The sequence below is a fragment of the Candidatus Methylomirabilota bacterium genome (assembly GCA_027293415.1).
GTDB lineage: Bacteria > Methylomirabilota > Methylomirabilia > Methylomirabilales > CSP1-5 > CSP1-5.
On the sequence record JAPUFX010000048.1, the window covers coordinates 1 to 5,588 of the forward strand.

The window sequence follows — 5,588 nt, forward strand, 5'->3', positions numbered from 1 at the left end:
GCCAGCCAGGGCATGAAGGAGGCATTCTCCACCGGGTCCCAAGCCCAGTACCCTCCCCATCCGAGCACATGGTAGGACCACCAGCCGCCGTAAATGATCCCGCTGGTCAGGAACACCCACGCGGTGACCGCCCAACGCCGCGTGATATAGAGCCACTCCTCTGTGAGCCGACCGGTAATCAAGGCGGCCATAGCAAAAGCATACGGGACGGTAAAGCCGACATAGCCCGAATAGAGCAAGAGGGGATGGATCAGCATGCTGGTATCTTCTAAGAGGGGATTCAGACCCCGCCCTTCGAGAGGCACGGGGAAGTGTTGTTCAAAGGGATTCGCCGGGATCAGCAACACGAGGATAAAGAAGGCGGAGATGCCCATCAGGACGGCACTCACGTACGGGATGAAATCCCGGTGCTTCCGCCGGTACATGAGGACCACCTGCGCGGCTAACACGCCCTGCATCCAGGCCCAGAGCAACAGCGAGCCTTCCAAAGCTCCCCAGAGGCCGGCGATCTTGTACCAGACCGCGTAATTCCGGCTGCTGTTAAACGCCACATACTCAATGCTGAAGTCGGAGGTGATCAGGGCGTACTCCAGGCTGACCAGAGCGATGGTCACCAGGGCACAGTGGGCCAGGACGGCCCTATAGCCCGACTCGAGGAGGGCCCCTCGGTCCCGCCGACGGCCGAGGACCGCCGCGGCCGCCCCATAGACCGCGACCACGAGCGCCATCCAGAGGGAAACGTTTCCAAGCTGTGCCGTCACTGCACCCGTTCTCCTCGATGACCGATTACCGACGACCGATGCCCGCCGACCCGCCGGCAATCAATGACGGAGCCAAGGCGATCACTTTCCCTCCCGCTTGATCAGCGATTTATGCAGAATCTAGGAGGGAGATAGAGATAAGGCACTAGATCGGGAGCCTTTCCTGGATCGCTACCCCTTCGGCACCGGTATCGCCGCGATCATTCTCAGTATGCTTCTAAACAGGCTTCTGGGGCAGGCGCCCCTCTGCGCACAACTTTAAGTGCAACAGCAATGCCAGGCATCTCAAGCCGAACGCCTTTGGCCATCTTGCCTTAGCAGACCTCGCGGCAGTTGATCAGATGCCGGGTCTAACGGGCCAGATTGTTTTTAGGCCACCTTTACCGACGGAAGCGAAGCCATCGTGCGGGCCGCTCCGGTGCCCTCGCCCCCATCCTCGAACCCTCCCCCCTTCTTCTCCTCGGCTCCGACCTGGCGGGGCTGGGGGGAATCGCCCGGAGACGGGGCCGCGGGACCTAGGGGTGCACGGATTGTACGAAGAGGGTCTCATCCGGTTCCAGGCGGACCATCGCGCAGCGGTCCTGGACCCGCAGGTCCACGGTCCGGTGGCGCGGTCGATCATCGCCTGGTGGGACCGGCTCGTCCGGGCCGGCACGGTGGGCTGTGACCCCAACCGGTACGGCGGCGTCGGCTTTGGCAACCTGAGCGGCCGCCTCCCACCGTTCCCGGGACCGCCGGGCGCGAGGCCGTTACTCGTCACCGGCACCCAGACAGGGTCCTGGCCTTCGGGGAGACCGCGGACGAGGCCGGCGGGGCGCTCCTCGACCTACTCTCACGCGCCCTCTGCCTCGATGCCGCTGGTGTGGCCGGTTCAACCTGGGTGGATTTACTACTTTTGTCCATGCGGAGCCCCGCTTGAAGATTGCAAGATGTGGGGCAACTCGCCCCGTGTCATGGCGACGGTGACGATGTCTGCCTCATGCCGGAAGACAACAAGCCTAGAAGGGGCCACTTCGGAAACCTGGGGCATTTTAGTAAGGCGACGAGGAAATGGACGCGATACGGAGGAAATCATGCTGACGACGAAGTCCTTTAGTGAATACAGGATCGCGGCCGTGCCGACCGGGGATGACCCAGAGGAGTGGAGGCGGCGCCGGGAGCTACTGGCCTGGGTGAGGGAAGGCGACCGCTGGGCGCGGGGGTTCATGGATAGGTTTTACGGTATGAAGCACTGGCACTCGCGGGACGGGATAATTTTAGGGGGCAAGTCCAAGACCTGCCCCCTGTGTGCTTTTAATCCTTACTTTGTTCCACCCACTGCGTGAGCAAGTGGATGATGACCCACCGTAGCGTGCGCTCCGAGGGGGCCTTTTGCCTTGGCCTCCGCAGATCTTCGCTAATGTTGCGAGGTATGGCTATGCGGCCTCGGCACAATCGACGCGGCATGCGGTAGTGAAACGCCTCTTTGGCTGTAGTCCGCCGGCTCCTGGCCTGCGCCTATCTGGAGGACGGCACCTTCGTGAACGCACCCGAATTAAAACTCTGAAGCCAGACCTATGTATCCCCCATCAACGGCGCGGATGATGTCATCCCGGCTAGCCTTGGCCGTGAGAGGGGCCTTACTTTTTCCGTCTTGTCCTTTGCTGTACAGGTCGTAATCGGAATTCAGCGGGACCAGAAACCGGTCCTTCCGCGCTTTTGGCTTTTTACACTTCCCCTTTTTATCCTTCTTAATGCAGAAGTTCAAGTATTTGTAGGGATTTCCATAGGGATCTTTAAAAGTTGCCCGTCCTATGTCGGCAAGGCTGAGCGGCGAACCCCCGTCGAACAACTGATACGTGCCGATCTCGGTGCTCAACACGCGGATGTCCGCGATGGCCTTCGCGACCTTCGCCTTCTGGAGGGCGGTCCCGTATATCGGGTATCCGATGGCGGCCAGCGTGCCGATCATCGCCACAACGATCAACAACTCGATGAGCGTCACGCCACGACAACACGCTTTCACCCCTGGCGACCAGACGGAAGGAGCTCTTGGGACTAATGGAGTATTGGCAAACATATATCACATCTGCTGGGCATTTTTGATCTGTCTCTGTGCTCCCCTCTGCGCGTATGTTTCATCAGGACCAATTTGAAATTGCTCCATGGACGCTCCCAATCGGCCCATCTGCACCCGGAGAGCGTCGGTGTTTTGATTCATGTCTTCGATGGATCCGCTCTCGATGGTTCTCTCGAGTACCATCACCACCCCGCACGCTTCTTCATACGGTTTCTCGATATCTTTGATCTTCGTCCGCAGGCCTGCGATCATCTCATTCAAGATATCGGCCTCGTTTCCCAGATAGTCATGCTTGCGAATGGTCACCCGCACAGAGAGATCCCCTGTCCCGATCACCCTGAAGGTGTTTCGGAAACGCAGGAGCGGCCCCGCGATTCTGTGCGAGACAATGATGGAGTGGATGGCGAGAAGCAGAAAAGCAAGAAGAAGAGCCGGCCAGACCCGGGCGTGGAGGGCCAAGAATTGGATCGCCACGGCTTCCTGTTCGGGCTGAGAGAGCGTGCTGCTTTTGAGCTGGATAATCAGGGGGAGAAAGAGGGCGGCGGAAAAGATCAAGAGAATGGTAAGGAAATAGAGGAGGTTGATCAACAAAAACTGATACTGAAAACGGTCTACGAGGATCTGTCTTCTCTTGTAGGGGCGCTTGGCCATCTACCGTTTCTCTTTCGTCCAGGTGAAGTGCTTTTGATTCTTGAAGCGGATGACACCATGATTCGTTGAATCATAGTAAATGGAGAACGTATATTGCTGTCCCTCGCGATTCAGGTAGTGAATATTGTAGAGAAGGCCTTCCTCATCACGGGTTCGTTCGATGCTGGCTATGGGATACGTGTCGACGTTGTCTCCTCCAGTTCCAAAGATGATTGCGTCTTTCGTGAGCTCGAAGAAACGATCGGCGTACTTCGGTTCCGAGGTCTTCCACACCCCTAAGAGATTCGCCGGAAGGGGGTTATCTTTCTGCGATTGGCATCCCATGATTGTGGCGAGAAGGACCATCGCGATGAAGATCCGTGTGGATGTCATCTGCCTCTACCTCCAGTTGTGGCGCGGGGCGGCTCCTGCCTTTCCCCCTGCGATGTGCATACGCCGAAACATCCTGCACCTGCTTAGGGAGATCTCCTCGAGGCAAGGCAGCAAAAGGTGTACGCCCCAAAGCAGGTGGCTCGAACGCCAGGGTTTTGGGAGGATAGTGGGCATTTCTTATATTACCTCAAGTTCGGGTAAGGTACGCAGCTGCCTTGTGCATTAACTCGGGGCGATCCCCGGAATTACTGATCATAAGGTTGCAGGCGCTGCACAATAGCCCTCGAACCTTCCCAGTCCGGCGGCAGCCGTTAATAGATAGCCGCCTTCCGTTCGGCCGGGCCCCGCAGATTGCGAAAAGACCACCCTGTTTTTCGTACATCCGATCCCACTGCTCAGACCCTCCTCGGGGGTGCATCACCTGAAGGTGTGACTGCGGTGCAATCTCCGCACCAAAGTCTGTAGCCGTAACTTATTGAAATATAAGGATATTTCTGTGAAGCGGTGCCTATTTTTGACCGCTTGCCCGGGACCCCCTTGCATGTGGGAAGTGCTTTGTGACTAGAGGGATTTTCGGAGGGCTCCTCTTCGGAAGAGGGGAGGCAGACTAGGCGGTAGGCAAATACGACCCAGCGGATAAGAACAGCTGTCAGTAATCAGCTATCAGCCACTGGTTTGAGCTGTCCGCTTTCAGCTATCAGTGTCTAAGGAAGGTAACGAGCGCCTCCTCCGGGTTGCTGGTAGCCGGGGAGGTTAGGGGCGGCTCGGTCGGAGGCGGTGCCTCTAAGTCTTGGGGGCAAACAGGCGTGAATTGACAAGGCGGGCTCGGTTATTGGCTTGCACTGTGGGCCATCCTTCCTCGCCTCGGGCGCAGGATGGGTGAGACCAGGTTAATGGAGCAGCGCGTGAAATTCCTCAATGGTAAGGCCCGCCTTCCGGATCAGACTCCGAAGGAGCCCCCGCCCGAGCTCGCGATGCAACGGCACGGTCAACACGATCGGAACCCCTGCTTTGATCAAGCTTACGTGGCTGCCCCGCTGGCGATCCCGGACCAGCCAGCTCGCTCAAACGCCAGGATCGCCGCCTCCCCGGAGCAAAACGAGGAGCTTCGTCACGAGGTCGCCACCTCGACCTCTGCCACCTCGACCTGAAGGGGCAACTCATGGGCTTGGCGGGTCTCCAAGCTGAGGAGGATCGCTTCCCGGATGTTCGCCAGAGCCTCCTCCCGCGTCCGCCCCTGCGAGATACAGCCAGGGAGGGCTGGACATTCGATCACGTAGTAGCCGGCCTCGTCCTGTTGGAGGGTCACCAGGAACCGCAGAAAACGCCCTCCTGATGGAGTGGTGAACACTGAGTGAACTACTCTTTTCGCATGCCTTTTGTATCACACTCCCGAAAGCAAGACAACCCCGCCAACGCTTTTAAGGGGGCCACTGACGCGGGGTTGCTGGCTCTAGGGCGTTCCGCAGGGATGTCCCAAATCGAGCGCGTTGTGGCTAAAGGGATCGTTGTGGCTGGTTGCTGAGGGCTGAGAGCTGAGGGCTGGTTGCTGAGGGCTAAGGGCTGAGGGCTGAGAGCCCTTCGACTATGCTCAGGGCGGGCTGAGGGCTGAGGGCGGAGGGCTGAGAGCTGAGGGCTGAGAGCTGAGGGCTGGTTACTTATAGCTGAGAGCTGAGGGCTGAGAGCTGAGGGCTGAGAGCGGAGGGCTGAGGGCGGAGGGCTGAGAGCTAAGAGCTAAGAGCTGA

The 5,588-nt window shown here is 58.7% G+C and carries 7 protein-coding genes and 1 pseudogene; 1 reads left to right on the forward strand and 7 read right to left on the reverse strand.

Annotated elements, in window-relative coordinates:
* On the reverse strand, nucleotides 1–761 hold a 761-nt coding region (gene ccsA / locus O6929_03330; GenBank protein ID MCZ6479429.1), incomplete at its 3' end, for a cytochrome c biogenesis protein CcsA.
* A 521-nt stretch (nucleotides 762–1,282) separates the two neighbouring features.
* Here ccsA and O6929_03335 point away from each other — a divergent pair.
* Nucleotides 1,283–2,086: a hypothetical protein gene (locus tag O6929_03335; protein ID MCZ6479430.1), complete on the forward strand. Its 804-nt coding sequence runs from the start codon at nucleotides 1,283–1,285 to the stop codon at nucleotides 2,084–2,086.
* Nucleotides 2,087–2,295: 209 nt separating this feature from the next.
* Here the strand turns inward: O6929_03335 and O6929_03340 are convergent, their stop codons facing one another.
* The 6 genes and pseudogenes from O6929_03340 to O6929_03365 form a co-directional block, all read right to left on the reverse strand.
* Nucleotides 2,296–2,766, reverse strand: a complete 471-nt coding sequence (locus O6929_03340; GenBank protein ID MCZ6479431.1) for a prepilin-type N-terminal cleavage/methylation domain-containing protein — start codon at nucleotides 2,764–2,766, stop codon at nucleotides 2,296–2,298.
* Nucleotides 2,767–2,823: 57 nt separating this feature from the next.
* Nucleotides 2,824–3,471, reverse strand: coding sequence for a methyl-accepting chemotaxis protein (locus O6929_03345; GenBank protein MCZ6479432.1), 648 nt, complete (start codon nucleotides 3,469–3,471; stop codon nucleotides 2,824–2,826).
* On the reverse strand, nucleotides 3,472–3,843 hold the full coding sequence (locus tag O6929_03350) for a hypothetical protein (GenBank protein MCZ6479433.1): 372 nt from the start codon (nucleotides 3,841–3,843) through the stop codon (nucleotides 3,472–3,474).
* Between the two features lie 187 nt (nucleotides 3,844–4,030).
* The gene (locus O6929_03355) at nucleotides 4,031–4,261 is read right to left on the reverse strand and encodes an endonuclease domain-containing protein (protein ID MCZ6479434.1); all 231 of its coding nucleotides are present in this window, start codon (nucleotides 4,259–4,261) and stop codon (nucleotides 4,031–4,033) included.
* 472 nt (nucleotides 4,262–4,733) lie between these two features.
* A pseudogene (locus O6929_03360) lies at nucleotides 4,734–4,921 on the reverse strand (type II toxin-antitoxin system HicA family toxin).
* A 33-nt stretch (nucleotides 4,922–4,954) separates the two neighbouring features.
* A complete protein-coding gene (locus O6929_03365; GenBank protein ID MCZ6479435.1) occupies nucleotides 4,955–5,164 on the reverse strand; it encodes a type II toxin-antitoxin system HicB family antitoxin in 210 nt (69 codons plus the stop codon).
* Nucleotides 5,165–5,588 lie beyond the last annotated feature (424 nt).

Coding starts and splice junctions, on each gene's coding strand:
- O6929_03345 (MCZ6479432.1), bottom strand. CDS start 3,471: ATGGCCAAGCGCCCCTACAAGAGAAGACAGATCCTCGTAGACCGTTTT.
- O6929_03355 (MCZ6479434.1), bottom strand. CDS start 4,261: ATGCACCCCCGAGGAGGGTCTGAGCAGTGGGATCGGATGTACGAAAAA.
- O6929_03350 (MCZ6479433.1), bottom strand. CDS start 3,843: ATGACATCCACACGGATCTTCATCGCGATGGTCCTTCTCGCCACAATC.